The 302-nt window shown below is 60.3% G+C and carries 1 protein-coding gene; it reads right to left on the reverse strand.

The genetic code is table 11. The annotated features are described in order from the left end of the window. Nucleotides 1–302 (reverse strand): IS66 family transposase (locus tag BZJ21_RS15820; RefSeq protein ID WP_158075558.1); only part of this gene is annotated, 302 nt, incomplete at both ends.

Here is a 302-nt window from a genome sequence, read left to right on the forward strand (position 1 = left end):
TAAGTGTGCCCCCGGCCTGGTTGGTAGTCGAACAGCACCACCGGCGTCGTGCTTTGCGCCGGGCTGGTGTAGGCCCAGAGATAGGATTGGCTCTGGGCTGTCTTGCCTGGCTCCTTCAGCACCTGAAGCGTCGTTTCGTCACCGTGGATAACCGACTCTCCGAGCAAACTTTCCTGCATAGCGAGGTACAGCGGCGACAGCAACTCAGCCGTTTTAATCATCCAGCTTGCCAGGGTGGTGCGCTGGAGCTCGACGCCGACCCGGGCCAGCTCTTTTTCGATGCGGTATAACGGTAGGCCGTC

It is taken from the genome of Salinivibrio costicola subsp. alcaliphilus, from assembly GCF_001996185.1.
In the GTDB taxonomy this organism is placed as follows: Bacteria; Pseudomonadota; Gammaproteobacteria; order Enterobacterales; family Vibrionaceae; genus Salinivibrio; species Salinivibrio costicola.